Here is a 25,688-nt window from a genome sequence, read left to right as displayed (position 1 = left end):
GGGAAGATAAAAAACCTCCCGGCAAGGCCTGTGAAAGCCCTCGGGAGGTTATGGAGCACTAATCAGGCAATTACCGCTTCCTGTTGCTCATTGTGATTACGGCCCTTGCCTTGGCGTAAAAAGAACACCAGCGTCAGCAGCATGAAGGCCACCGCGTAGCTGAGAAGAAGGCCTGCCTGATGCCACATCATTCCGTAATCGCCGATGGAAATGACCGCCTTCATTCCCTTTATGCTGTGCGTCATCGGCAGGAAGGGATTCAGGCTCTGCATCCATCCGGGCAGCATCTCGCGCGGGAACGTTCCGGCGCTGGAGGTGATCTGCAGAATCATCAGAATGATGACTACGAACCGGCCTGGCTGATCGAGCCAGGTGACGATCGACTGGATGATCATCAGGAAGGTCAGGCTGGTGATGAAGACGAAGGTCAGGAACAGCGGGACGCTCTTCACCTCAATCCCTACTCCATACAGCAGAATCAGTCCGGCTATAAGCGATTGGGCCAGGCTCATCAGCACGAACGTCAGCGTCCGGCTCAAGAAGCTGCCGAATCGGCTGGTGCCGGGAACACTGGTGGTCCGTGTCGGAACGACCACGGTCAACACGAGTCCGCCGACGAACAATGCCATTGACAGAAAATAAGGTGCGATGCCCTGCCCATACAAAGTCACCTTCCGGTCCGTGTTCTCGGTGATTTTTACCGGCTGGGCGAACATACTGACCATGGCGTCATCGGACTTAACGTCTCCCGCCTTGCTTCCCGCTTCTGTAAGCTTCCCGGTCAGCTCGTCAAGGCCGCTGCTCAGCTTGACGGTGCCGCTTTGCAGTTGACCTGCGCCGGAAGCCAGCTGCTGCGAGCCGTCCGCCAGGCTGGCCGCGCCGCCGTTAAGCGCCGTAAGGCCAGTCGCCAGCTGGGCCGCGCCGTCGTTCAGGCTGCCCGCGCCGGAGGCCAGCTGTGCGCCGCCTGTTGCCGCTTCGTTCAGCTTCGCGCCGAACTGCTGAAGGCCGCCGGTCAGCTTGCTCTGCCCGGCCGCCAGCTGCTGCGCTCCCTGCAGCAGCTTCTGGTCGCCGGCGTTCAGCTGCTGCCCGCCTTCCAGCAGCTTCTGCTGGCCCGAGGCCAGCGACTGGCTGCCCTCCAGCAACTGCTGCTGGCCGGCGCTAAGCTTCTCGCTGCCCTGCGCCAGCTGGCGGCTGGCCGCCAGAAGCTGCTGCACCTGCGTGCTCTGCGCCAGCTCGGGATTGGCCGCGGCCAGTTGTTCCAGTCCGGCGGCCAGTTGCTGCGCGCCGCCGGCGAGCTGCGTGCTGGCCTCGGCGGATGACTGCAGGCCCGAAGCGAGCTGAGCCGCGCCTGCCGAAGAACTCTCAAGGCCGGCGACCAGGCTGCGGCTGCCTTGGGAGGAAGCCGCAAGGCCATCCGCCAGCTGGCTGGCTCCCTGCTTCGCACTCGCCGCTCCCGTCTCAAGCTGCTTCTCGCCCGCTGACAGCTGCTTCAGCCCGTCTGCCAGGGTGGATGCCCCGCTTGATAACGAAGCTGTTCCGGTATGAAGCTTCGTGGCCCCCTCCGTGAGCGGCTTCACGCCGCTCTCCATCTGAAGCGAGCCGTCTGCCAGCTTAGCCAGGTTGGCTTTCAGCGTATCAACGCCGGATTTAAGCTGGCCGGCGCCGCTGCCAAGCTGGCTCGCCCCGTTACCCGCCTCATTCAGTCCGCTGGCGATTTGCTGTACTTGCTCCAGCATGCTGCGGGTATACGATTCGGTAAGCTTCGCCGAGAGATTGGTCTTCATCTCTTTAACCGCGTTAGCGCCAATCTGTCCGGCGACATAATTGTAATCCCAGTTCGGCTCATAGATAATTTCCGCCTGCTCGGGGCGATCCGACATCAGCGTCGTTGCCTTCTCCGAGAAATCCTTCGGAATCGTAACCGTCATATAATATTGGTTGCTCTCGATTCCTTTCTTCGCCTCTTCTGCGGTCACAAATGACCATTTGAAGCTGTCGCTTTGCTTAAGCTCCTTTACCAGATCCTTGCCAACCTCCAGTGCCGTTCCTTCGTAATCGGCTCCGGCATCCAGATTGACGACGGCGACGGGGAGCTGATCCAGCTTCCCGTAAGGGTCCCAGGCTCCTTTGATCATAACTCCGCTGTATAGAATCGGCAGACACGCAACAACAATAAGCGTAATCAGGGTGATCGGGCTGCGAAGCATCCTCTTCACATCCTGGGCAAACACATTCAGTCCACGCATGGTTTTTCTCCTGTTCTCTTTATATTTATTTCAAATACCCAAAGGGGTATGGACCGTAAAGGCGTTCCTCCCAACACTATCCGAGCTTTCCGGCCAGAAGTTCCATGCTTGCCAGAACATGCTCTTGGTTGAGCGGTTCGCCGGTCCGGCCCCCTTTTCTGCCCTGGCGGCTTTGGCCACCGCGTCCATCGTCGTTGCCTTGTAGCCGAAACGCAGGAACGAACGGGAAGCGGCCGAAAGAACGATCCTTCGCCTTGCGCTTTCCGACATGGAGCTCCTCCTTTCCGATAAACTCTGAGCCTCTGACTAAATTCGTCATCGGGTCAATTTACGAGTCACCAAGACTCTTCAGCAGGTCAGAAGTTGACTCCGTGCACATCTTAGCATATATTTTTACTTAAATAAATTTCAGTTTAATTGATAATAGTTGACTTTTAGTTAACTAAAGGGAAGTGTGAGGCATTGAATCTGGAGCAATTGGAATGCATAGTGGAAGTGGCGCGAAGCGGGTCGCTCACCCATGCCGCCCATAAACGCCTGATGACCGTTGCCGGAGTCAGCCGGGCGATAACATTGTTGGAGCAGGAGCTGGGGATGTTGATTTTCAACCGCTCCCGCCGGGGCGCAGTCCCCACCCCTGAGGGGGAAATGATCATTCAAAAAGCAAGGAACATTCTGAAAGAAGTGCAGGAACTGCGCACCGAGGCGCAAAATTATACCCAGATCAACAATGCCAAAGTACGAATCGGCACGATTCCCGGACCGATCGCCTTGCTGGTGGACGTGCTGACCGAGATGAAGAAGGAATTCCCCAACCTGCAGATTGAAATTATTGAAGATAACACTGCCGGGCTGATGCGCGATATTCAGGACGGCAGTCTGGACGCCGCCTTTGTACTGCTGTCCAATGATATTGAGAAGTACCCGGACCTCTATTTTGACGAGATCATGGAAGGCAACCTTGTAATCGGAGTCAGCAAGCACTCGCCTCTCGCCGCCAAGACAAGCGTCACCCCCGCCGAGCTGTTAAACTACAGCTTTGTGCTGTATGACGATAAATATGTTACCAAACTGGTCTCTCAGTTCGGCAGCTCCGTGGACATTCTGTTCAAAACCAATCAAGTCGAAGCGATCCACAAGGCGGTCAAGGAAGACATAGCTATTACTGTCGCAACAGACTTCTCGCTTCGAGGCTACCCGTGGATCAGGGCGAGCGGCGATGTCGTCACCCTCCGCCTTGATGTGCCAACAACGAAGAAGCATTTCTTTTACGCCGTACGTTCGGCGGATAACGCCAATCACAAGGTGCTCAACATCTTTTTGAACCGGCTTGAGCAGTATTTCAAATAATATAGCCGGCATCCGGAAAGATGCAGCGGCGCTCGTAACTTCATGCGAGTGCAGCCGTGTCACAAGATAAGCTGACATCCTCAGTCGAACCGGTAGGTCCAGAACTGTTCCGTCCCGTACCGGCTCCGGGCTTGCTCGTCAGTCAGCTCCTGATCGCCAACAAGCTCCAACGCCTGGTATTGCGAACGATGCGACTGGATCGACGCCATTTTCTTCTCAAGAAATGCAGTCACATTTACGGTCACATCCGCCTTGCCGATCATCTGCTCGTGATTGTTGGCGAACGCGATGCAATGCACCAGCGGACGCTCAGCCGCGGGGAGCCGGCCTATCGTTCTTATGACGGCGGCACCGGTAGCATCATGATCCGGATGCACACTGTACCCCGGATAGAAGGAAATAACCAGCGACGGAGTTACTTCCTTGAGCAGCTTCATGATCATACTGTCCAGCAGCTCCCGATCTTCGAACTCAATCATTTTGTCGTGGAAGCCGAGCATCCTCAAATCCTGGATTCCAATCGCAAGGCAGGAACCTGCCAGTTCGTCCTTGCGGATACCCGGCAGCGTGACCCGGTTGGCGAACGGCGGAATGCCCATATTGCGCCCCATCTCCCCCAGTGTCAGACAAGCATAGGTGACTTGTGCACCGCCTTCTATGTACATAGCCAGCGTCCCTGCCGCAGTGAACGCTTCGTCATCGGGATGGGGAAACACAACCAGAATGCGTCTATGTTCAGCTTGTTCCGTATTCATTACCACTGTTTGACCCTCCGCTTTCATCAGAACTCCTCCCGGCTCAACTGCAAGGCTACAATCAGCTTTCCTTGACTGTCATGCCCGGCCAGAATTAATCGTTCCGCTTCATTCTCATCAACATGCGTAAGGCCTTCGGCATAAACCCAGCCCTGCTCTGTCTTTAACCCGACCCGATATGGACCCGTGCCGGAGATGGAGCCATGCGTATATCGAACAACCGCATTAGTGATGAATACCGAAGCCGGATGCCGGCTGCTGTCCAAGTGACTGGCGTAGGCGCCTGTCGTGAGTTCGAGATGTATATATAGGTCCTGACCGGCGAGGCGCTCGAGCCGGAACTGGATATCTTGAGGATGTATCAGCTGCATGGTGGCCTCCTTGTAGATTTAGAAATGCATAGTATTAGTCCATTCTAGCACAGGATGCTCTCACATGATGATCTCACACATGAAGCCTATCGTTCACCCGAACCGTTTGACCGAATTCATATTCTCCCCGAGTCCTGTCAAAATTTCATGAACAGCCTTGGCGGCCGGAGTCAATTCTTCGAACGAATGAGCAATGATTCCAATCTGCTGGCGAATGGCGGGAAAGACCGGTTTGACGATCAGATCATGCCGAAGCGCGGATTGAGAGATGCGGCTGATGATTCCGATGCCCAAACGATGCTGAACCATGTTCACCAGCGTTTCCGCCGTTTGCACAATCAAAGGGCTATTCAGCTCCTTATACCGGCCTGCAAGTAAATTCGATAACGTCCCTTCATAGCCGCTGCGGCAAAAAATCAGTTCCTCCTGATTCTCCATCATATTAATTTCCTCGGAAGAAGCCAGCCGATGTTCCTGAGGCAGCACCGCCACCATGTCATCTTCATATAACAGCTGCCAGTCAAAGGAATCGAACGGTGCCAATACAATACCGATTTCTACCGCTCGCTCTTCCACCCATGTTTTGATCTCGTTCGACGACCCTTCCATTAGCTGAATACGAACAGAGTCATACCGGGATTTGAGCAGAGACATCGCAGATGGCATCAAATGGCTGGACACCATGGGCAGAGCGCCTACCTTTACTGTGCAGTCCACCAGATTATTTTCCCGGTTAGCGATTTGACGAATCTTCTCTTCAGTCATGATCATTTGTCTCGCCAGAATCAGAATCTCCTTGCCCGTGTCGGACAACATTAATCCGTTTCGTTTATCTCGCCAGAACAATTGAAGATTTAATTGGCTCTCCAGGCTTTTAATGGCCTTACTGACTGCCGGCTGGGTAATGTAAAGCTCTCTCGCCGCCTCTGTAATATTCATTTTTTCCGCCACGACAGTAAAAATGCGCAGATTATGCAGGTTCATAACCTTTCGCTCATGCCCCCTCGCTCAATAATTCATTTCAGTTATCACCCTATTTCCCTTATTATAAAACTCAGGCTTTAGAGATTAAAGAGCGGGGGGATCAACCATGCCGTATAAAAAAATAATCGCCTATATACTTGCGGCCAGCTTATTGATCAGCTCGCTGGAAATCACCTTGAAAATTGCCGGAAACACCTTTCATCCGGTGCAGCTTACGTTTCTGCGCTTCATCATCGGCGGATTGGCGCTACTGCTTCCTTCCCTGATCTCCATGCGCAAGAACAACATCAGACCAGCCCTGAAGGACTGGACTCTGCTCGCGCTTAATGGATTCATGGTGGTCGTAATCAGCATGATTTTGTTCCAATTGGCGGTAGACCATGCCAAGGCATCCACTGTCGCGGTATTATTCAGCTGCAATCCCGTGTTTACTCTGCTGCTATCTTATCTGTTCCTGCAAGAAAAGCTGTCCAAGCTGACCCTGCTGTCGATCATTCTCTCCAGCATCGGGCTTCTCGTCATCGTCAATCCCGCCAATCTGAACGAGCCGCTGGGGATGACGTTCGCGTTACTGAGCGCCGTTGCCTTCTCCGTCTACAGCATAATCTCTCGCTTGGTGAGCATTCGTACCGGGCTAAGCGGACTAGCCGTTACCGGGTTTACGCTCCTAATCGGCAGCATCGAATTGCTTGCGCTGATGCTTCTCACGCATCTTCAACCGCTTGCCGCCGTCTTCTCCGGCGTTCCAGGGCTGGAGACATTCGTGCATATCCCGATATGGGCGGGAATTGCTTGGGATTACGTGCCGCTCCTGCTGCTTGCCGGCATAGGCAACAGCGCCGCTGCGTTTGCGCTATATTTCCTGATTATGGAGTTGTCGAACGTCTCACTGGCTTCCATCCCCTTTTTTATAAAACCGGGACTCGCGCCATTATTATCGTTCCTGATTCTATCCGAGAACATAACCGTTCATTTGATCATTGGCATCGTGATCATACTGGCGGGATCGCTGCTCATCATTTACAGTAACCGGACCCACGCACATTAATTGGGATCTTCCCGGCGTTTCTATTCTTTTTCAAAATTATAATATTACAATATTTCAATATACCCTTCTGTTCCATTCACGCGAATGCGTTGCCCATCTGTTATCAGTCTGGTCGCGTTCTCCACTCCGACAACTGCCGGCAGGCCGTATTCGCGTGCAATCACTGCTCCGTGGGTCATCAGCCCGCCAACTTCGGTGACCAGCCCTTTGATGGAGACGAACAGTGGTGTCCAGCTGGGATCGGTGAAGGGGGTGACCAAAATGTCTCCCTCATCCAGATCAGCATCTTCCATGTTAAAAATAACACGCGCCCGTCCCTCTATAACGCCGGAAGAAACCGGCAGGCCTGCAATGGCTTTGGCCGGGAGATTTCCCCGTTTGTACTCGCCTGCAATGATTTCGCCATCAGACGTGATCACACGCGGCGGAGTCAGTTTTTCGTATAATTTGTACTCGGCTTTGCGTGTGTCGATGATCCGGTAATCCAGTCTATGGGTGCGCGCGACTTCGTGAAACTCTTCAAAAGTGAGATAGTAGACATCCTCTTTGTCATGAATAACACCCGATTGCACGAGCTGTTTGGCTTCTCTCAGCAGAGCCTGCTTATACACGAAGTAGCGGCTAACTATGCCGTATTTGGGATACTCCCGATACCCGCTGAAATTGCGGATCAGGTCGATCATTATTTTGGTTTCCTTGGCTTTATGCTCACCATCCGGCAATTGCTTCAATCGCTCCAGTAGCTCTTGTTCTTTCTTCAGCGCTTCCTGCCGCCCCTGCTCGAATTTCCGGCTGCCGGCATTTGGCTCAAAGCTCTTAACATTGTTAAGGATCATGGGGACAAGTGTAGTCGGCTTCTCGCTCCACCGGGTTCTGGTTATATCGATTTCTCCGGCACACCGCATTCCATATTTGCCAAGATAATTATCGATTGCGTCCAGGGCTTCCTGCCCACCCTCAACCTTAATCATTCCATCCAAAGAGTGCCCATCTTTCACATGCTGCAAATAGTTAATGACTTCCGGATATGGGCGAATCACATCTGCAACATCCAATAACGCCAGACCCATTTCCGAAGTAATATTGCCCGGTACCGATTGAGCAAGTGTATCTGCTGCGTTTTTCTCACCCAGCCACTGGTTCATGCTTGCATTGATCCATGCCGAAGCATTCATAGCCGCCATAATCACAGGCATACTTCGCGGGTCAAATAAAAGCTTCTTTAACTGCTCGATATCTTCCCGAATAAAAACAAATAAATCCGCTCCCGATTTCGACTGGATGCTGAGCTTCAACTGATCGATCGATGCTTCACTATCCTTAATCAAGTCAGAAACGATAGACGGATCAAGTTCGGGCTGATCTTGAGAACCCGCAGACGAGCGCCCTTTATGGCTTGTCCCGGAACTCTGTTCCTGGTTCTCATCTGGTTGCAATTTGATAAAGTCTCCCCGCTCGATTACGGTCATAAGGGCGTCCTTGATAAGCGGATCGGATGGTCCCAGGGTATTGATTAAATAATCTCTGCCAGCAGGAGAAGCCAGATTAGGTGCGACATCTACAAACAGCCTTCCGCCGGCTTTACGCATAGGTGCGCGAGTTATTAACAGGTAAAAAGACAATCCCAATGGTTTAATGGGATCGGTCATCATTTGCTGGTGGCCGACAGAGACGTACACATGATTCTCCCCATCATTAGCTTCAGGGATCGGATATAACGTTGTGATCGGCCGACTCTGGACGATATAAAAAGTATCATGGGCCAGACACCATTCGATATCTTGCGGGCAGCCCAAATAAGCTTCGATCTGCCTTCCGATGCGTGCCAGTTGTACAATTTGCCGGTCAGTAAGGGTTTGAGCCGTCTGCTGATCGGAATCGATCTGCCGGGTTTCTGTTCCGCCTTCCTTTAGTCCATAGATAGCCAGCTTCTTGGCCGCTATCCTCTTATCGACGATTTCCTCTCCCTGTACTTTATAGCAATCAGCCGACACCAAGCCGGAGACCAGCGCTTCGCCAAGTCCAAAACCGGCGTCGATGGACAGCAGCTTCCGGCTGGAAGTGACCGGATCAGCGGTAAATAAAATTCCTGAAGCCTGCGGGAACACCATCTTTTGCACGATAACGGATAAATAAACCTGACTGTGATCGAATCCATTTTGCATACGGTAGATTACCGCGCGATCCGTAAACAGGGAAGCCCAGCATTTGCTGATATGCTGCAGGATTGCTTCCTTGCCGATGATATTTAAATAAGTGTCTTGTTGGCCGGCAAAAGAGGCATGCGGCAAATCTTCGGCAGTCGCACTGGAGCGCACAGCATACGCATGCTCATCACCATATCGGGAGAGATATTGAGTCACGGCTTCCATAACATCGGAAGGAATTTCTGCTTCCATAATGATGTGCCGAAGCTTCCTGCTGATTTCACCAATTTGTTCCCGGTCCTCTGCTTTCAGCATTGTAAGTTGATCCAGCAAAGCATAATATGCTTCATTATGTTCGATCGCTTTTTGATATCCCGCCGTTGTAACGCAAAATCCTTCCGGCACTTGAATACCTTCAATTTTGGATATTCGTCCTAAATTCAACCCTTTTCCGCCAACGAGCAACAGATGCATCTTGTCCATTTCCTGAAAGCCGAGAACCCATTCACCCATTCAATATCTCTCCTAACCATCAGATTGAAAAATAGCTTGAGAAAAACATTTGACAAGAGTTAACCGGCATGGTATATTTGAAATATAAGATGAGATAATTATGTCTGCGTAAAATAAATAGTTGCGTTCTGATTATAGCATCACGTTTGTATATACGCAATATTAAAGAACCTGGCAGGATGCCAGGTTCTTATTTGATTTTCCCTATACGTTAGTATCATCAACAACCGATTTGTTTGCGCTGTGGCCGGCTTCAACGCTCGCATACCCAGTACTGCATTACGTCTGCCCCCCCACTCTTTTTAGATCAAAGCCTTACCTACCGACCACGCATCAGCAATGACGTCACCGACTTTTATATACTTTCTTTGATAAACATCAAAAAGTAATGGCTTTGCCAATGAAATATCCAAATTATTATCTACTATACTGCTTTCATTCCAATAAGTATTTTTAACCGTGCATACATAGACATTATGATTAGGCATATCAACGATTTCTACCACTTCACACTCCATGCAGGCAGAAGCCCCATTAATCATAGGCGCACCTTTCAAATCTCCATAGAAGCTCTCAAATACGCTAGATTTGTCAACTTTCGCTCCGGAAACCATCCCAACATAATCCGCTTTGGCTACCATCTCCTCGGAGAGGACATTGATACTCATGGACCTATTTTCCTTCAGCCCTTTATTGGAGTATTGAATCTTGCCAACACTTACCAATACAGTCTGGCTATCCAGCATACCTGTGTTGGCAACCGTAATATAATTGACTTTACCATCAAATTCCGTGCCGATCACTACCAATGGTATCGGGCTGAGCGCTACCTTTGCATCAACTTTCTTCATCACGTTACATTACCTCCAAGAAATATTTCGCACTTTATTGATAATACTCGGGCGATTTTTTCAGGTGCGGCCATTGTACAGGATCATGACCAAATACCACTAAATTTACATTGTGTTCTTTTCACCAAATCCACCTCTCTTTCAAATAATACACTTATCCCTAATTAATCCTGAATATTACATTTAATTGTAAATAAAATCTATTATATTTCTATCTTACCAATACTTAAACATATAGTGATTTTCAGAAAAACAGAGTTAAAACTAGCAGATTCAGTCCGCTTGCATCACATCAGGCGTTTTATTCAACATGCACCTTCCTGCCTTTCTTGTGTACATAAAGATGCTCCCCTTACAGTAACAGGTTGTTGTTGATCTCCAACAGAATATATGACCTTCCAATCATATTCTTATATGAATCATCACAAAATTCTGTGGCCATTAAAGAGCCCCTCAAATGACAACCAGTCGCCTGAATTAATTGGCGACTGGTTATTGTTTTGTTTGAATATGAATTAATGAAACCATTCGATGGAGACATTATCAGAGGCTTATCCTATTAAATACACCTCCAATTTCCGGATATCATGCCTTAGGCATTTCGTTGAAGAAAGCGACATCCTCAATCGGCAATCTTACCGTCGGGTGTCCCGGCTTCGCCGCCTTGCCGATGGCGATAAGCACAATAGGTGCATATCTCGCCGGAATATCGAACGCTTCTACAAACTTAGCCTGGTCAAAGCCGCCCATCGAGACCGTATCATAGCCTTTAGCGCGGGCGACAAGCATAAGCTGCATGGATACCAACCCACTGTCGATTAATACTTTTCGGAGAACATTATCTGGAGACATGCTCGCGAACATCTCTTGGTAGCGTTCCACGAATGATTTGGCTGTCTCTTTGGGCATGTAACCCGCATCGACCGCCATATCGTAAATTTTCGCAGCCAATGTATAGCCTTCCATATCTCCGAGTACCGCAATGACAGCTGAAGCCTCAATCACTTGTTTCTGGTTGTAGGCAATCGGAAGCAGTTTTTGCTTCAGCTCCTGTGAGTCGATTACAAGGAACCGCCACGGCTGCAGATTTGCGCCTGAAGGGGCCAACGTAGCTTGCTGCAAGATTTCGTTCATTTCCTCCCGTGAGATTTTTGCTTCGGTATCATAGTAACGCACGGACCGCCGATCCTGAATAACGTTAAAGAACTGCTGTTGCTCCACCTCTTGGGACGATTGTGAAAGGGACAAGCTTCTCTCCTCCTCATAATTCTTGTGCTCTATTCGTTTATTAAGCCTCATTGATACTATATAATATTAAATATACAATCGATAGTAGACACATTATTTTTATATAGCTCTATAAATCAGTCTAACTATATTATAGTAAGGAGTGATTTCTGTGGATGTCAGCAAAGAGGACGAACTATGCCTCATTTCCATTTTAGAAGCATTAGAGGTTGTTCGCGGAAAATGGTCAATTTTAGTGCTTACCTTACTTAGTCTGGGTCCGCAGCGATTTAATCAAATGCGAAGACAATTACCCAACATCAGTATCAAGTCTTTAACGGATGTCTTGCGTCATTTAGAGCAGCATGAGGTCATCAATCGCCAGGTGTTTCCTACCGGACCTGTAACCGTTGAATACTCGCTAACGGAAAAAGGAAAAGCGTATATCCCCGTGCTTCGAGAAATGCGCATATGGGGTGATAACTGGGTGGGGAAATCTGAAGCACGTTAATGACGGGCAGACTTCGTAGAAGAACTCACATAACTATTCCGTAACCATTCTCCTATTACGAACCACGTTGTCCTAGTCTATAGCATGGCCAAAAAGCTCGAGATGCCTTTATAGATTTCGCCTGGTGCTTCCAAGGGAGAGATGTAATCTTTACGCCTGCTGCAATAAGCTTGTCGTGAATTCCTTGCGCATCAGGGGCATGAAGCCACAGAGCAACACCAAGTCCAGGCTGAGTATCTGAACCGAGTTCTATTCCTGGCAGTAGGTCACGAAGAGCAAATGCAATAGGCTTTGTTTCAAAGACCACAGCATGAGGTCGTCCCGCCTGTGAGCGGACCAGTCCGAGATAGTTTTGATAGAATTCCGCAGAGCCCTCAAGATTGCTCACTTGAAGTGAAATGAAGTCGGGTCCAATTGCTGACATAATATAATGTCCTCCTTTGTATTTGGAGTTGTTTATGTTATGTCTGGATACCTCCTTGGGTATCTTTTCAAGGAAACCGTCAATTCACTACGCATGTCAATGGAAGCTGTTTTGCAACCACACGGCATGACCATAATGTACTATTTGCTATTGAAGTTACAATGTTGAGAGAGAAATAATCTTAAACATCTCGATCCGCCATCGCCTCAAAATAAGCATTCGCAACCCTCAGTGCACCATTCGTTTCATTAAAGTCATGTAAATAACCTCGCTTTCATTTTGTATAGCTTGATTATATAAGCCCCCTATTGCCAACAGTACGTCAGTAGCGATCTTTCATTTTCTCGATTTCTTCTCTCATTCGGGAGTCTGAAATGTATCATCAGTCACAGGAAGCAACTAACAGCCAGCCATTCTGCTCGTCATGTGCTAATCCGAATGGCGATACAGTTCGCACAGTTCCCCTATCCCCATCAGCTTCAGCACTACAGTCATAAATCCATTTCAATTCCTTATACATATCCTCTTTATAAGCAAAAAAAGCCGCTCAAAAATATGAGCGACTTAGCAGTCAAAAATAATTATTAACAGAAATTACAATCTGTATTGTTAAGATACAAACATTATTGTTAAGTTACAATGTCAAGACACAAACCCGTAATCCTTACTCAACCGTCACGCTCTTCGCCAGATTTCTTGGCTTATCGACATCATGGCCGAGGGCCAGGGAAGCGTAGTAAGCCAGCAGTTGGGTGGTGACAATGGACAGAACCGGTGTCAGCATCGGCAGTGTCTTCGGAATGACAAAAGCCTTGTCAACAGACTTCAGCAGGTCATTGACATGCTCCTGATGCGTTATGGCTAACACTTCGCCACCGCGGGCTTTGACTTCCTTGATGTTGCTTACCGTCTTCTCCAGCACCGCTTCCTGGGTAGCCAGCGCGATAACCGGCACGCCTTCTTCGATCAGCGCGAGGGTACCGTGCTTCAGCTCGCCTGCCGCATAGGCTTCGGAGTGGATGTAAGAGATTTCCTTCAACTTGAGGGAGCTCTCCTGTGCTACAGCATAGTCGACACCGCGGCCCAGGTAGAACAGATGCTCATGCTTCGAAATATGTTCGGCATAAGCCTTGATGTCTTCCTTATTCTCCAGAATGGATTCTACCTGCTCCGGCAGCGACTGCATGGCGGCCAGAATATGAGCGATTTCCTTCTCGGATTGCGTGCCGCGAACCTCTGCCAAATACAGGGCAAAGAGTGCGAATGCGATAATCTGGGAAGTATAAGCCTTGGTCGAAGCCACGGCAATTTCCGGTCCAGCCAATGTCACGAGAACATCGTCCGCTTCACGGGCAATAGAGCTGCCAACCACGTTGGTGATGGCAAGCACATGCGCGCCGTTGGCATGACCTTCACGAAGAGCAGCCAGCGTATCAGCCGTTTCGCCCGATTGGCTGACTACGATTACCAGCGTCTCCGGTGTTACGATCGGCGAACGGTAGCGGTATTCCGATGCGATATCGTTCTCTACCGGAATGCGAGACAGCGACTCGATCAGATTGCGTCCGACCAGTCCGGCATGGTATGCCGTTCCGCAGGCGACGATCTGAATGTTCTTGATATTCTTGATCTGCTCTACAGTCATCTTCAGTTCGGGCAGAACTACCTTCGTACCTTCCGGATTCATGCGTCCCAGCATGGTGTCGCGGTAAGCCTTCGGCTGTTCATGGATTTCTTTCAGCATGAAATGCTCATAGCCGCCTTTTTCCGCGGTTACCGCATCCCAATCGACAGTAATCATTTCCCGAGAAATAAAGTTGCCTTCAATCGTCATCAGTTCGACAGCATCTCTTGTCAATACAGCCATTTCGCCGTCGTTCAGGATGTACACATTACGGGTGTATTCCAGCAGAGCAGGAATGTCCGAACCGATGAAATTCTCGCCATCGCCAAGTCCGATAATCAGCGGGCTGGCTTGACGAACAGCAACCAGTTTATCTGGCTCGTATTCCGTCAGAACACCAAGAGCGAACGCACCGCGCATGAATTGGATTGCTTTCTGTACAGCCTTGACGATGTCGCCGTCATACTCGCGCGCGATAAGATGGGAAATGACCTCGGTGTCGGTCTCAGAGCTGAAATGACGGCCTTCGGCGATCAGCTCTTCCTTGAGCTCCAGATAATTCTCGATGATGCCGTTATGAACGACAGAGAATTTGTGAGTCTCATCCGTATGCGGATGAGAGTTCGCATCCGAAGGCTTGCCGTGCGTAGCCCAGCGCGTATGACCGATACCGGCACTGCCAACCAGCGGATGGTTCTCCAGCTTGGATTCCAGGTTCACCAGACGTCCGAGCGATTTCACGATCTGCAATCCGTCCTTCGTGAACACCGCGATGCCTGCCGAATCATAACCACGGTACTCCAGCTTCTTCAGACCCTCCACCAGGATGCCTTGCGAATTCTGATTACCGATATATCCTACAATACCACACATAAATAATTTCCCCCGTCCATTGGAATATACATGAATGGCAGCATGAGGGAAGAAACGTGCCGTACGGCATGTTTTGAGAAAAAGCAAATATTCTGTTGTCAATGCTCAACAAAATAACCTGTCAAATGTAATAACTTACAATTGGAAATGCACAGTCTTTCGCTCTGCCGCATGCAGATGATTTCGTTCCGTCATGCACACCCAAAGATAAGTTCGCATGTCATACGCCCACAAAAGCGTTGTCTGAACGGTTGCCCTGTTCGTTTTCCGCTATCGCTTACGGTCTGGCGCTGTACCGGGAGGTCCCCGCCGAACATTTCGAACACCTCCACCTCGTCAGCTTGATCTGCCGTGATCCGGCCTTGTTAACGTCTGACTGACAGACGCTAAGCTCATCCTTCTCCCCCGCGCAGCCTCAAGCTCTGGCGCTTACGTTGTGTGAACCTCACGATCCCCGCTTTCTCTTCCTGAATAAAGAACATAGTCTATTATATGCACGTACTGCCGCTTTGGCAAATGATTTACTCATGATGTCATATTTTAATTTGAAGACCGGCCCTGCCCGCCTCATTCAAGCAGGACCGTAAGATGATTATATGATTAGACCAGCTCGCGCTGAACTACCTCCACAATTTGGCCGACAAAAAGATCCAGATCTTCCTTAACCGGCCCCTCCGCCATTACGCGAATCAGCGGCTCCGTACCGGAAGGACGCACCAGCACCCGCCCATTCGAGCCCAGCTTGCCCTCTACATCCGAGATCGCCGCTTCGATAGCCGTATTGTTCGGATAGTTGCTCTTATCCAGTACCCGGACGTTGACAAGCACCTGAGGATACTTGATCATCATCGTTTTGAGCTCACTCAGCTTCTTTCCGGAAGCCAGCAGCGTATCCACCAGCTGGATTGCAGTCAGAATGCCGTCTCCCGTCGTATTGTAATCGAGGAAAATAACATGGCCCGATTGCTCGCCGCCCAGGTTATAGCCGCCGCGACGCATTTCCTCCATAACGTAACGGTCGCCAACCGCCGTCTTGGCCGTCTTCAGATCCAGCTTCTCCGTAGCCTTATAGAAGCCGATATTGCTCATGACCGTCGATACGATCGTGCCGTCCTTCAGCTTGCCGGCGCGGTTCATCGCATCACCGCAGATGCACAGAATGAAGTCTCCGTCAATTTCCTCGCCTTTGTCATCAATGGCGATCAGACGATCGGCATCGCCGTCGAAGGCAAGCCCCAGATCGGCTCCGAGACGAAGCACTTCATCGCGAAGCTTCCCGGGATGCGTGGAACCGAACCCGTCGTTGATATTAAGCCCGTCCGGCTCCGCGCCAATCGCATGAACCTCGGCGCCCAGCTCCTTGAAGAGCTTCGGAGCCAGCTCATAAGCCGCTCCATGCGCACAGTCCAGAACGACCTTGAGGCCTTCGAAGCGGTGGGAAATCGTCGTCTTCAGATGATCGAGGTAGTCGTATTTCGACTCGGCATCCGTCTTTACCGTGCCCAGACCGGACCCGATCGGACGAGGAAGCTCGTCAATCTCCGCATCCATCAACTCTTCGATGCGCAGCTCGGTTTCATCGGACAGCTTGAAGCCGTCAGCTCCGAAGAATTTGATACCGTTATCCTCAACCGGATTATGCGAGGCCGAGATCATAACTCCTGCATCCGCTTTAAGCAGTCGCGTAATGTAAGCAACGGCCGGCGTTGTGACGACGCCCAGCCGGATGACTTCCGCACCGATGGACAGCATGCCGGCCACGAGCGCCGATTCCAGCAGCGGACCGGAAATCCGCGTGTCCATTCCGATGACTACCTTGGGCTTCTCTACATTTCCCGTTAATACATATCCCCCGCAGCGGCCGATACTGTAAGCCATCTCCGCTGTCAGTTCACGATTGGCGACTCCCCGAACACCGTCGGTTCCAAAATACTTACCCATTCTTGTCTGTTCTCCTTTGTTATGCTGCAGCAGCTTAATATTCGTAATATATGATTTCAGGCCCAGGATCGTTCGCCTCGTATCCGGCTATTGTACAGCCGGCTGCTCGGAAGCCTCTCCGACACCTTCATCGGTATTTGAAGGAGAAGGCGTTGCGGACGGCTGGGGCGAAGGCTCCGGAATATCGCCCGGCACGGAGGCGTTGGCTTCGCTTCCGGTGACGGGCTCAGCGCTCGGCTCCGGTGATACGGTGACAGCAGATCCGCTCTCCGGAGAAGGCGTTGGCGATGCGTAGGTAGCCGAGGTCACCTTCACCGTCACGGCCGGGGCTCCCGCGCCGCTCAGCTCAATGAAGCTCGGGAGTGTCACCTTTACCGGCACCTCGTGATCCCCCGCCCCTAGACCGCTCACATCGGCTACAGCCTTGATATCGTCTTGTTTCAGCCCGTCCAGCAGAGAGCTTGCACCAGACACTGTAAGAGATATAGTGCGGCTGGAGGGGGATGTGACCGTCGCTGATAGGCCGCTTGCAGCCCCTTCAACGGTTACCGGGATGTCCGAAACCGTCCTTTCCGCCACCTCGGAAGCGACGACTGCGACCTTTATCGACTTCGGTGCCACCTCGCTGACACCTTCCGGGGGCTTAAGCTCCAGCTCAACCGTCGTCGTTCCGGCCGATTTGACCGTCCCTAGATCGAGGGTGGCCTGATAGGAAGTAACGGCCTGAAGATCCTTCTCCTGTCCGTATACGGTTACCTTATCAGCTTCTGGCTTGACGCTTGAGAGCACCAGGGAATCCGGGAGACTCCCGGTATACCCTATGCTTAGCGGAACGCTCTTGAACGGGAGCGTAACCGGCACATCCACACTGACCGACGAAGGATCAATCTCTGCGTCCTTGATTTCGCTTCCGTCTGCGTCATATGCCACAAGCTTGACTTTCTTACCGGCTATGGACCCATCCAGCCCATCAAGCTCGACAACTCCCTGTACCTTGGCGACGCTGGACAGCTCACTTGCAGGCAGCGTAACCTTCACGGTGGAAGGCTCCGTAACCGGGGTTCCCGCCTGATAGCCCTCCGCCGGCGTTCCCTTTGTTACCACTGTGACAGGAAAAGACTTCTCGCTCCGTTCCTCGATATGCACATGCACTTCAGCAGGATCAATCGAGATCAGCTGTACGCCGCGCGGAAGCGAATATTTGAGCGAAACGGTAGCCGTTCCCGGCTCCACATGGCTCAAGTCCAGCGTGACCTTATATGCGTCTGAGAAGAGGTAAGACAGATCGTTGCTCTTGCCCATAACCTCCAATCGGACGCTGTCGGCGTCCTGCGCCAGGACGTATTTATCTTTATCCAGTCCGGTGACCTGAATCGGAACGTTCTCGATGACCCGGGTCTCCATCCGGGCGGTAGTCTGTGTCGTCGATGCGGTATCGATATGAACCATCGTCCACAGAATAATACTCAAGGCAAGGGCGAGCACCTTGTTGAAATTGTTGTTGTTCATCCATTTATCCATTGTTTCCGCCCCTCCACTTCCAGAAGGCGCTCCGCTTCTCCGACAGCGCAGACCGGGCCCGAAGCTCTTCGTACAGCTTGGAAATCAATGATTCTTCCTTAATATCCCGGACCACCTGGCCATTGATCGCCAGCGAGATTTGCCCGGTCTCCTCCGATACGATGACGGATATCGAGTCCGTCACCTCGGTAATGCCGATGCCTGCCCGGTGGCGTGTCCCAAGCTCCTTGCTGATAAAAGGATTCTCCGACAGCGGCAAGTAGCAGGCCGCCGCCGCAATCTGGTTGCCCTGCATGATCAGCGCCCCGTCATGAAGCGGTGTATTCGGAATAAAAATATTGATCAGCAGCTCCGAGCTGACTTGGGAATGCATGGGGATGCCCGACTCTTTGTATTCATTCAGGCCGGTCTCACGTTCGAACACGATTAATGCCCCTATTTTTCTCCGTGCTAAATAATTAACGGCTTTAATCACTTCTCCGATTAACTTGCTGACTTCCTCATCGTTCTCCGGCCCCCGGCCAAAAAACTTCCCTCGGCCAAGCTGCTCCAGCCCGCGGCGAAGCTCCGGCTGAAAGATGATGAAGACGGCCAGCACGCCGAAGGTGAACATCTGGTTCATCAGCCATTTTAGCGTATAGAGATCAAAGAGCGTGCTGAACGCCCAGATAAGGAACAGGACAAATATCCCTTTCAGAAGCTGAATCGCGCGGGTACCGCGGACCATGTTCAGCACTTGGTATATGATATAGCTGACGATCAGAATATCGATGACATCCTTGATCGACTCTTTCCAGGTCAGGTCCGTAAAATAGCTCATCGCTTAAAACCCCCATCACTTCATATTAGCCGGGTTTATGTAAAAGTTCTGTTAATTGTGTAACATGTCTAGGTTATAACGTTCACGTTCATGATGCAAGTTTAGACCTGACCAATGCCTGATCGGAATATTTTGCCTGAAACAAGCGAATCTCATCCATCTGACTTATAAATGAAAGTTCGCCTGAACGAGCAAAAAAGCGCCGTCTTTTCCCTTGAGAAAAAGAGGCGCGGCATCCCGTTATGTACGACGGCCGCCCCCTTAGCGGTAGGCGACGTCGTTGAACATATTGGTGACTTTATACCAAATCCAGCTGAGCGCTTGGTCTATGCTTTTGACCTGCCCGGAAATATGGGCGGTGGACGCCTGGTAGAGCGAACCATCAATCACGGTCACATTCCCGTTGACTTCCCCGTATACCTGAGTCTTACCGTTCTCGACCGTAAGATCTCCGGATACTTTCTTGCCGGAAGGGACGATAACGGTATCTCCCTGGATCACTACCTGGTCCAGGTCATTGCCCTTGACGACCAGCTGCCCGTTATCCTGGTTCCACACGGTGAGCGAGCTCATCAGCATGACCAGCAGAAACACTGAAGCGGCCGTGAGAGCCGGATGACGCTTCACCCAAGCAATGAATCGTCTTTCCTTCTTAGAAGCCGGCAGAGCGCCCATAATGCGTCCTATCAGGTCATCTGAGGCTTCGGGAGGCTGATGCATCAAGGAGAACAACAGCATATCCGTCTGTTCCAGTTCCTTGAATTTTGCTCGACAATCCGTACAGGATAGAAGATGCTCCTTCAAGTCCCGCTGCTGCTGCTGGGGCAAGTCGTCATCCAGGTAATCGTGCATCAAAGAGACGGCCAGTTTGCATTCCATAGGAGCCAATCCTTTCATCGTGCTATTTCATAGAGCCTTCTGCGCCCCCAGGCGCGCAAGGCTCGCTTAACTTTCATACGTATCAGATTATTATGAGTTTCACAAAAATCCGAAGGGTCTCTACATTCGCGGTCCTAATTTTTTGCGCAAAAACTCACGCCCCCGGTGCACCCGTGTCTTGATTGTCGTTACCGGCATATCAAGCACGTCGCTGATTTCCTGAAGCGATAAATCTTGCAAATACCGCAAAATCATCACCGACCGGTATTTGACCGGCAGCTCGTCAATGGCCTGATAGATCGTCCTCTGTGTCTCCGACAGCAGAAGCTCCGTTTCCGGCGTGACGTTATCGCTGGGAATCAGGGAGTAGCCATCCGTTCCTTCCTGATCACCAAGTTCCGCATCCAGCGAATACGTCGGTCTGCGCTTACGCAGCCGGTCGATACAGAGATTGGTCGCGATCCGGTAAATCCAGGTCGAGAACTTCTGCTTCTCGTCGTATCGATCCAGATTGCGGTAGACGCGAAGAAACGTCTCCTGAACAATATCCTCCGCTTCATGGCGGTTATTCAGCATCCGGTAGCCTAGATGATAGATTTTGTCTTTATATAATTCGACAAGCTCGGCAAATGCCCGCTGGTCGCCCTTCAGGGCGAGCTTAGTCAATCGGCCTTCCAAATTATCCACCAGTCAATTCCCCCAGACTTGCCGCCCAGGCATGTCTGAGCAACACCTGGAATCACGGTACAAGTATATAAATCGTAATTCAACGGCTCTCAAAAATCAAGGCTTTACCGGGACAATTCGGAGAAGCCAAAAAGCCCGCCCCCCATATGGGAGGGCGGGCTTGCATAGCCGAGCAATCAGCCGGTATTCCGGAGACCGGCGGCAATTCCGTTGATCGTAAGCAGCACTTCGCGCAGCAGCTCAGGATCATCCTGCTCCTGCTCGCGCAGCGCCCGAAGCTCCGTAAGGAGCTGAACCTGCAAATAGCTGAGCGGATCAACATAAGGGTTCCGCAGCCGGATGGACTCCTGAATGACCGGAACGTTATCCAGAATATCCTGCTGTCTCGTAATCTTCAGGATAAGTTCGGAGGTCAGACGGAATTCCTGCTCGATCTGTCCGTAAATCCGTCTGCGGGCCTCCTCGTTCTTGCCCATTTCGGCATATTCCTTGGCGATGATAAGATCCGCCTTGGCAATCGCCATCTGGAGCGTATCAACCAAGCTTGTGAAGAAAGAGAAATGCTCATACATATGCTGAAGAATCTTCAGATTCTCTTCCTTATTATCATAGAAGCTCTGCAGTCCCGTTCCCGCCGCATACCAGGCAGGCAGCAGATAACGGCTCTGCGTCCAGGAGAATACCCACGGAATCGCCCGCAGATCCTCGAAGCGGTCGCTGTTCTTGCGCTTCGAAGGACGGGAGCCGATATTCAGCTCGCCGATCTCAGGAAGGGGCGTGGATTCCTTGAAGAAGCTCAGGAAGTCCGGATCGCGGAAGATCAGATCCTGATACTTGTTCAACGACACCTCGGAAATTTCCCGGCAGATTTCTTCCCATTTATCTTCATACAGGTCACTGTGCGGCGTTCTGGCGTTGATCGCTGCTATCACGAGCGCCGATGTGGCCTGCTCCAGGCTTCGGTAGGCGATTCCTTTCATAGAGTAGCGGGAGGAAATAACCTCGCCCTGCTCCGTGATCTTGATGCCGCCACCGATTGTCGAAGCCGGCTGGGCAAGAATGCTGCGGTTCAGAGGCATGCCGCCTCTTCCGAGCGCTCCGCCGCGGCCATGGAAGAACTTCAGCTTGATGCCGAATTCGTCGGCCATAGCTGTCAGGCCCTTCATGGCAATGCGCAGCTCCCAGTTGGCGGTGACGACGCCGCCGTCCTTGTTGCTGTCCGAGTAGCCCAGCATGATTTCCTGAAGATTGCTCATGGCCGTAACGGCTTGCCGGTATACCGGCAGTCCGAAGATTCTGCGCATGATATCCGGCGCCGCATGAAGATCATCAATCGTCTCGAACAGAGGAACGGCCTGAATCGTGCAGGTGACGCTGCCGTCATTTTCCATGCGGAACAATCCGACTTCCTTGGCGAATACCATTACCTCCAGAATATCGCTCGCGGCCTCAGCCATACTGATCAGATAACTGGTGATGCAGTTCTGTCCGTACTCCGTCTGCGCCGTATGAATGGTCCGATACACGGCCAGACACTCCTGCGTGCTCTCGCTGTACTCCTGATAAGGAGAGGTCAGCGGACGCGGATCATGAAGCAGCTTCTCCAGCAGCTCAATCTTCTCGTCCTCCGAGAGTTTGGAGTAGTCCGATGTAATGTCCATCTTTGCCAAAATCTCCGTCATCGCGTTCTCATGTTCCTGACTGTGCTGACGGATATCGAGCGTTGCGGTATGGAACCCAAACAACTCAACCTGGCGGACCAATTTTTTGATATAGGTATCCGCAACATAATCGGCAAAGTGATGCCGCAAACTGCGGTCAATAATGTTCAAATCTTGTATAAGCTCGTCAGGCGATGTGTAGCGTTCCGGCGAACCTTTTTTCTCATCGTCCAGCACGTTCTGAATCTTCGAGATCATATAGCTGAGCTTGATTCGGTAAGGCTCGTTGTCATTCCGCCAGGCGTCACCGCGCTCCAGCTTAATAACCGCCTTGTCCTTCACAATCGATTCCAGCAGTTCCGGCGTTACCTTCACAATGCTTGTGCTGAAGCTCAGGTACTGAATCATTTGGCGCATAATCCGCTGGTATTCCCGGACAGCCAGAATGCGCTGCAGTCTCAGCGTCTGGAGTGTTACCGACGAGGTCACCGAAGGATTGCCGTCACGGTCGCCGCCGATCCAGGAGCCGAATCGCAGATAAGTCGGAACATGCCAGTTCTGGCCCGGATAGTATTTGCTTAAACATCGCTCCAGTTCTTGATAAACGTCCGGCAACACATGGAAGATCGTCTCATGAAAGTAGTACATTCCGTTCCGCACTTCGTCAAGCACCGTCGGCTTGCGATCGCGCAGCTCATCAGTCTGCCAAAGTGTAATGACCTCGTTCAGCAGCTTCTCGCGAAGCTGTTCCCGTTCCCGGTAAGTCAGAGTCGGATCATCCAGCCCCGTTACATCATCCGCAATCCGTTTATGGATATCCAGAATCGCCCGGCGCATCGCTTCCGTAGGATGAGCAGTCATGACCAGCTCCAGCGACAGGCCGTTTACGATCTCCCATACTTCCTTGGGGGAGAAATCCCGTACCCGCAGTTCCTGAATCGCGCTCTCGATGGACCCCGGTTGAACGGTTTCGCCCGCAGAGCGCTCGTAGTCTCTTTTGCGGCGAATCCGATGGTTCTGCTCGGCGATATTCACCAGCTGAAAATAAATGGCAAAAGCCCGTATCACTTGGTGTCTGTTCTCCGAGTCCAGGGAATTGATTAACTCCTTAAATTCGCTGTGCAGTTCAGGCAAGAACACTGAGCGCAACGATTTACTGGTCTCCCGGATTTTCTCCACGATCTCAAGCAGTTCATTTCCGCCTTGATGTACCAGTACCTCGCCCAAAATGTTCCCCAGGAACCGTACGTCTCGCCGCAGCAGGTTATTGGAGTTGACTTTGCCCGCGGTAGTCGTAAGTTCGGTCATGCTGTTCCCCCCATCCTTCTTCCGTTTCAATGTCTCATAACAAGTCATGTCTGAAGCTTTCCTCATATCATACAATAAAACGACCCGAAAATCCTCAACTTTCTTTCGCGGTGAAGCACTATAGTCTTTTAAGATTATACATCAAGATGAGTAATTATACAGGTATATTTTTTTACATTTCTTTTAAACTATCGAGGAAATCGCTTAAATCGTTCTCATTTTGTTATGGAAAAAGGGGCCCAGCCGACCGATTCGGCAGTTTTTATGCAAAAAGAGCGTGAAACTCATCTAAAAAAAGTTTTATTTTTTCTGCAAATTCATCATTTACTTGACCTTGTTTCGACTTGGATCTCAACTGTTCTTGTCTTCGGATCGTACAGAATGCTTCCGCCCAGCGCTTCGGCCAGCGCTCTTGCCGGTACATAGGTCACGCCCTGCTCCAGTATGCCATCCGCCGACTTTATTCCGTTTACTTTCACGGATACGGTTACTTTGTCTTCCTTCATTATAATGCTCTCCTTCTTTAGCAGCTCATTTACTTTGCTGACCGCCGCCGATGCAGGCTGTTTCCCTTCCCGCAAATTCGCAAGCGAAAGGCCGAAGGTCATTTGCAGATGACAATAATCCTTGAAGCTGCTCCAATCGCCACCCCATTCAAAGCCAAGGTCTTTGGCCATTTGAACTGCTTGCATCCAGTCCACCGATCCGTCGCCATTGCCATCTCTTTTCATATCCCAGGATACGTTCTTTCCGTCAGGGAGCAGAAGGGCGAAATCAATCGCCAGCCCATAGTTATGATAGCTATAGCCTCCCCGCGCATTCGTCACAATGGCACCCGGCTTGGTCCGCCCCTGCTCGTACAGCGCATTCTGCTCGGCGACAGTCCGCAGGCCCTGCGTAATGATGATAGGAATACCGGTCGTGTAGCACTTCTCAACCAGCATTTCAGCCGCGGCAGCTACCGTTTCATGGAGTCCTGTCCATTTGGATCTCGATTTATTTTTCACTTCGTTTAGTGTCAACATGACGTTCTCCCTTCCGGTCCAGTCTTCTCAAATAAATGAACTGGTCGAATCTTCCCGATCTTGTCAGCACCGCAAGTGCGAGCAGCCCCACAGTTATTCCGAGTTGGGTGACCGTCCGGCCGTACAACAGCCATGTCTTGAATCCGGCAGCAGCCACTCCCGCTATTACAGTTAAATGCGACATTAGTACAAACAGCATATTGAAGGTAAAGGCCAGCAGAAACAGGAGCATTACTAGCATGAAGACGCTGATTACCCCTTTGCGAAAGCGTTCATGATAATACTCTCTGTGCTTTAACAGAATGTAGACAGAGCAGCCGATCGATATCAGGTACAGCGCAAGAAGAATAACGTCAATCTTCCTCATGCCCATCCCCCCGATCATAAATCAGATACTGGGCGAACCTGTTCCGCCCGATCTCTTCCTGAATTTCGCGAGAAGTGTCGCAATAGCGACTGATGGTTAGCGTAACACGGGTGGAGGCTTCCCGCAGTTCCTGCTCCTTATCCGCATATAGAGCCAGGAGCCTGCGCAATATCCATGGAACACTCATGCTTACGCCCCCCTGTCTTCCGATTGATCAACCTTCAATTTCTTAAGCACGTCCAGCGTCGGCTGCATGAAGTCGGATCTTTCCTTATCCAGAATAGCTTGCAGCCTGTCACGGTCCTCCTCCGCTTTATCGAGCAGCTCGCGGGGCACCAGACTTCCCTTGACGATCGCCCGCAGCATTACAATAACGACAATCATCAGAACCAGCGCGACCACATAGGCGAGCCCGTATTTGTCCGCAAGCGGCAGCAGTTTCTCCAGTTGTGCAATATCACCCTGTTCCATATCTCATGTCCCTTCCTTTCATTTAAATTAAAAATGCCCCCGATTGCGGGGGCGCATAAGTTAGAGCATAGGTAGTCACATATT

22 protein-coding genes and 1 pseudogene are annotated in these 25,688 nt (G+C 51.0%); 3 read left to right on the top strand and 20 right to left on the bottom strand.

Annotated features, from left to right (window positions below; translation table 11 throughout):
- Positions 1 to 62 precede the first annotated feature (62 nt).
- The gene (locus KIH86_RS22030) at positions 63 to 2,246 is read right to left on the bottom strand and encodes a YhgE/Pip domain-containing protein (protein ID WP_223083475.1); all 2,184 of its coding nucleotides are present in this window, start codon (positions 2,244 to 2,246) and stop codon (positions 63 to 65) included.
- A gap of 150 nt (positions 2,247 to 2,396) precedes the next feature.
- Positions 2,397 to 2,516 (bottom strand): annotated as a pseudogene (locus KIH86_RS30205) (TetR family transcriptional regulator); the annotation flags it as partial.
- Between the two features lie 192 nt (positions 2,517 to 2,708).
- On the opposite strand from KIH86_RS30205, the gene KIH86_RS22020 reads away from it, so the two are divergent.
- Entirely contained in the window at positions 2,709 to 3,596 is an 888-nt protein-coding gene (locus KIH86_RS22020; RefSeq protein ID WP_223083473.1) for a LysR family transcriptional regulator, read from the top strand.
- An 80-nt stretch (positions 3,597 to 3,676) separates the two neighbouring features.
- Here the strand turns inward: KIH86_RS22020 and bshB2 are convergent, their stop codons facing one another.
- From bshB2 to KIH86_RS22005, 3 genes are all read right to left on the bottom strand, one after another.
- Positions 3,677 to 4,378 (bottom strand): bacillithiol biosynthesis deacetylase BshB2, encoded by a 702-nt coding sequence (gene bshB2 / locus KIH86_RS22015; protein WP_235775541.1) that lies wholly within the window; start codon positions 4,376 to 4,378, stop codon positions 3,677 to 3,679.
- A complete protein-coding gene (locus KIH86_RS22010) occupies positions 4,378 to 4,722 on the bottom strand; it encodes a YojF family protein (RefSeq protein WP_223083472.1) in 345 nt (114 codons plus the stop codon). Before KIH86_RS22010 ends, bshB2 begins: the two co-directional genes overlap by 1 nt.
- A gap of 93 nt (positions 4,723 to 4,815) precedes the next feature.
- Positions 4,816 to 5,706, bottom strand: coding sequence for a LysR family transcriptional regulator (locus tag KIH86_RS22005; protein WP_223083471.1), 891 nt, complete (start codon positions 5,704 to 5,706; stop codon positions 4,816 to 4,818).
- 106 nt (positions 5,707 to 5,812) lie between these two features.
- Here KIH86_RS22005 and KIH86_RS22000 point away from each other — a divergent pair, with 106 nt between their 5' ends.
- A complete protein-coding gene (locus tag KIH86_RS22000) occupies positions 5,813 to 6,754 on the top strand; it encodes a DMT family transporter (RefSeq protein ID WP_223083470.1) in 942 nt (313 codons plus the stop codon).
- A 44-nt stretch (positions 6,755 to 6,798) separates the two neighbouring features.
- Here KIH86_RS22000 and ppsA read toward each other — a convergent pair whose 3' ends face one another.
- From ppsA to KIH86_RS21985, 3 genes are all read right to left on the bottom strand, one after another.
- Entirely contained in the window at positions 6,799 to 9,414 is a 2,616-nt protein-coding gene (gene ppsA, locus KIH86_RS21995; RefSeq protein ID WP_223083469.1) for a phosphoenolpyruvate synthase, read from the bottom strand.
- A gap of 302 nt (positions 9,415 to 9,716) precedes the next feature.
- On the bottom strand, positions 9,717 to 10,265 hold the full coding sequence (locus KIH86_RS21990; protein ID WP_223110664.1) for a flavin reductase family protein: 549 nt from the start codon (positions 10,263 to 10,265) through the stop codon (positions 9,717 to 9,719).
- Between the two features lie 585 nt (positions 10,266 to 10,850).
- The gene (locus tag KIH86_RS21985; RefSeq protein WP_223083467.1) at positions 10,851 to 11,513 is read right to left on the bottom strand and encodes a nitroreductase family protein; all 663 of its coding nucleotides are present in this window, start codon (positions 11,511 to 11,513) and stop codon (positions 10,851 to 10,853) included.
- Positions 11,514 to 11,664: 151 nt separating this feature from the next.
- Between KIH86_RS21985 and KIH86_RS21980 the strand changes: the two genes are divergently transcribed.
- Positions 11,665 to 12,003 carry a winged helix-turn-helix transcriptional regulator gene (locus KIH86_RS21980; protein ID WP_223083466.1) on the top strand — a complete coding sequence of 113 codons (339 nt, stop codon included), beginning with the start codon at positions 11,665 to 11,667 and terminating at the stop codon, positions 12,001 to 12,003.
- A gap of 55 nt (positions 12,004 to 12,058) precedes the next feature.
- Here KIH86_RS21980 and KIH86_RS21975 read toward each other — a convergent pair whose 3' ends face one another.
- The 12 genes from KIH86_RS21975 to KIH86_RS21920 all read right to left on the bottom strand — a co-directional run bounded on the left by KIH86_RS21975 (position 12,059) and on the right by KIH86_RS21920 (position 25,604).
- The gene (locus KIH86_RS21975; protein WP_235775540.1) at positions 12,059 to 12,427 is read right to left on the bottom strand and encodes a VOC family protein; all 369 of its coding nucleotides are present in this window, start codon (positions 12,425 to 12,427) and stop codon (positions 12,059 to 12,061) included.
- Between the two features lie 664 nt (positions 12,428 to 13,091).
- Complete coding sequence (gene glmS / locus KIH86_RS21970) at positions 13,092 to 14,924, bottom strand: glutamine--fructose-6-phosphate transaminase (isomerizing) (RefSeq protein ID WP_223083465.1); 1,833 nt, start codon at positions 14,922 to 14,924, stop codon at positions 13,092 to 13,094.
- Between the two features lie 600 nt (positions 14,925 to 15,524).
- Positions 15,525 to 16,865, bottom strand: coding sequence for a phosphoglucosamine mutase (gene glmM, locus KIH86_RS21965; RefSeq protein ID WP_223083464.1), 1,341 nt, complete (start codon positions 16,863 to 16,865; stop codon positions 15,525 to 15,527).
- An 87-nt stretch (positions 16,866 to 16,952) separates the two neighbouring features.
- Positions 16,953 to 18,386 (bottom strand): CdaR family protein, encoded by a 1,434-nt coding sequence (locus tag KIH86_RS21960; protein WP_223083463.1) that lies wholly within the window; start codon positions 18,384 to 18,386, stop codon positions 16,953 to 16,955.
- A complete protein-coding gene (cdaA, locus tag KIH86_RS21955; RefSeq protein WP_223083462.1) occupies positions 18,379 to 19,206 on the bottom strand; it encodes a diadenylate cyclase CdaA in 828 nt (275 codons plus the stop codon). The genes KIH86_RS21960 and cdaA overlap by 8 nt, the downstream gene beginning before the upstream one ends.
- 261 nt (positions 19,207 to 19,467) lie before the next feature.
- On the bottom strand, positions 19,468 to 20,085 hold the full coding sequence (locus KIH86_RS21950; RefSeq protein WP_223083461.1) for a zf-HC2 domain-containing protein: 618 nt from the start codon (positions 20,083 to 20,085) through the stop codon (positions 19,468 to 19,470).
- A gap of 120 nt (positions 20,086 to 20,205) precedes the next feature.
- Positions 20,206 to 20,772: an RNA polymerase sigma factor SigW gene (gene sigW, locus KIH86_RS21945; protein ID WP_223083460.1), complete on the bottom strand. Its 567-nt coding sequence runs from the start codon at positions 20,770 to 20,772 to the stop codon at positions 20,206 to 20,208.
- 176 nt (positions 20,773 to 20,948) lie between these two features.
- Positions 20,949 to 23,741: a phosphoenolpyruvate carboxylase gene (gene ppc / locus KIH86_RS21940; RefSeq protein WP_223083459.1), complete on the bottom strand. Its 2,793-nt coding sequence runs from the start codon at positions 23,739 to 23,741 to the stop codon at positions 20,949 to 20,951.
- A gap of 320 nt (positions 23,742 to 24,061) precedes the next feature.
- On the bottom strand, positions 24,062 to 24,766 hold the full coding sequence (locus KIH86_RS21935; protein ID WP_223083458.1) for a M15 family metallopeptidase: 705 nt from the start codon (positions 24,764 to 24,766) through the stop codon (positions 24,062 to 24,064).
- Positions 24,738 to 25,133: a hypothetical protein gene (locus KIH86_RS21930; protein ID WP_223083457.1), complete on the bottom strand. Its 396-nt coding sequence runs from the start codon at positions 25,131 to 25,133 to the stop codon at positions 24,738 to 24,740. Before KIH86_RS21930 ends, KIH86_RS21935 begins: the two co-directional genes overlap by 29 nt.
- The gene (locus KIH86_RS21925; RefSeq protein ID WP_223083456.1) at positions 25,120 to 25,320 is read right to left on the bottom strand and encodes a hypothetical protein; all 201 of its coding nucleotides are present in this window, start codon (positions 25,318 to 25,320) and stop codon (positions 25,120 to 25,122) included. The genes KIH86_RS21930 and KIH86_RS21925 overlap by 14 nt, the downstream gene beginning before the upstream one ends.
- 2 nt (positions 25,321 to 25,322) lie before the next feature.
- Positions 25,323 to 25,604: a hypothetical protein gene (locus tag KIH86_RS21920; RefSeq protein ID WP_223083455.1), complete on the bottom strand. Its 282-nt coding sequence runs from the start codon at positions 25,602 to 25,604 to the stop codon at positions 25,323 to 25,325.
- Between the last annotated feature and the right edge of the window lie 84 nt (positions 25,605 to 25,688).

The sequence above is a fragment of the Paenibacillus sinensis genome, assembly GCF_019904155.1.
Classification (GTDB): domain Bacteria; phylum Bacillota; class Bacilli; order Paenibacillales; family Paenibacillaceae; genus Paenibacillus_AQ; species Paenibacillus_AQ sinensis.
The sequence above is the reverse complement of the archived record's forward strand: the minus strand, read 5'-3'. Positions and strand labels throughout refer to the sequence as shown.

Bases quoted from the DNA above. Each gene is read 5' to 3' on its own strand.
- bshB2 (WP_235775541.1), bottom strand. From the start codon at position 4,378: ATGAAAGCGGAGGGTCAAACAGTGGTAATGAATACGGAACAAGCTGAA.
- KIH86_RS21960 (WP_223083463.1), bottom strand. From the start codon at position 18,386: ATGGATAAATGGATGAACAACAACAATTTCAACAAGGTGCTCGCCCTT.
- KIH86_RS21950 (WP_223083461.1), bottom strand. From the start codon at position 20,085: ATGGAATGCAAACTGGCCGTCTCTTTGATGCACGATTACCTGGATGAC.
- ppc (WP_223083459.1), bottom strand. From the start codon at position 23,741: ATGACCGAACTTACGACTACCGCGGGCAAAGTCAACTCCAATAACCTG.
- KIH86_RS21925 (WP_223083456.1), bottom strand. From the start codon at position 25,320: ATGAGTGTTCCATGGATATTGCGCAGGCTCCTGGCTCTATATGCGGAT.
- KIH86_RS22005 (WP_223083471.1), bottom strand. From the start codon at position 5,706: ATGAACCTGCATAATCTGCGCATTTTTACTGTCGTGGCGGAAAAAATG.
- KIH86_RS21930 (WP_223083457.1), bottom strand. From the start codon at position 25,133: ATGAGGAAGATTGACGTTATTCTTCTTGCGCTGTACCTGATATCGATC.
- KIH86_RS21990 (WP_223110664.1), bottom strand. From the start codon at position 10,265: ATGAAGAAAGTTGATGCAAAGGTAGCGCTCAGCCCGATACCATTGGTA.
- KIH86_RS21975 (WP_235775540.1), bottom strand. From the start codon at position 12,427: ATGTCAGCAATTGGACCCGACTTCATTTCACTTCAAGTGAGCAATCTT.
- ppsA (WP_223083469.1), bottom strand. From the start codon at position 9,414: ATGGGTGAATGGGTTCTCGGCTTTCAGGAAATGGACAAGATGCATCTG.
- KIH86_RS22000 (WP_223083470.1), top strand. From the start codon at position 5,813: ATGCCGTATAAAAAAATAATCGCCTATATACTTGCGGCCAGCTTATTG.
- cdaA (WP_223083462.1), bottom strand. From the start codon at position 19,206: ATGAGCTATTTTACGGACCTGACCTGGAAAGAGTCGATCAAGGATGTC.
- glmM (WP_223083464.1), bottom strand. From the start codon at position 16,865: ATGGGTAAGTATTTTGGAACCGACGGTGTTCGGGGAGTCGCCAATCGT.
- KIH86_RS22030 (WP_223083475.1), bottom strand. From the start codon at position 2,246: ATGCGTGGACTGAATGTGTTTGCCCAGGATGTGAAGAGGATGCTTCGC.
- glmS (WP_223083465.1), bottom strand. From the start codon at position 14,924: ATGTGTGGTATTGTAGGATATATCGGTAATCAGAATTCGCAAGGCATC.
- KIH86_RS22010 (WP_223083472.1), bottom strand. From the start codon at position 4,722: ATGCAGCTGATACATCCTCAAGATATCCAGTTCCGGCTCGAGCGCCTC.
- KIH86_RS21935 (WP_223083458.1), bottom strand. From the start codon at position 24,766: ATGTTGACACTAAACGAAGTGAAAAATAAATCGAGATCCAAATGGACA.
- KIH86_RS21920 (WP_223083455.1), bottom strand. From the start codon at position 25,604: ATGGAACAGGGTGATATTGCACAACTGGAGAAACTGCTGCCGCTTGCG.